Here is a 335-nt window from a genome sequence, read left to right on the forward strand (position 1 = left end):
GCTCGAGCGCTACAGCGACTATGACATGCTGATTGAGATGCCGGTGTCTCCACAGGCACGTAAAGCAGCACCGCACCTTCCGGCTGTCTGGAGGGCAAGAATGGTGAGTTATGCCAGCAAGGATAATAAGGGGAAAATCAGTGGGTTCCTAACATCCATGACCGATCCTGTTGCCTTTCCCGTGGAGGATTTGTTGCGTATTTACTGGACCCGCTGGGAGATTGAGCTGGGCTACGGTGAACTGAAACGGCGGCAGTTAAAGGGGGAAGTCACATTGAGAAGCCGCTTCCCCGAGGGGGTTAAACAGGAGCTGTGGGGCATTCTGGTGGGCTATA

1 protein-coding gene is annotated in these 335 nt (G+C 54.3%); it reads left to right on the plus strand.

Translation table 11 applies throughout. The annotated features are described in order from the left end of the window. On the plus strand, positions 1 to 335 hold a 335-nt coding region (locus M6G53_RS25280), incomplete at both ends, for a transposase (RefSeq protein ID WP_253335298.1).

The organism is Serratia nevei, from assembly GCF_024160145.1.
In the GTDB taxonomy this organism is placed as follows: domain Bacteria; phylum Pseudomonadota; class Gammaproteobacteria; order Enterobacterales; family Enterobacteriaceae; genus Serratia; species Serratia nevei_A.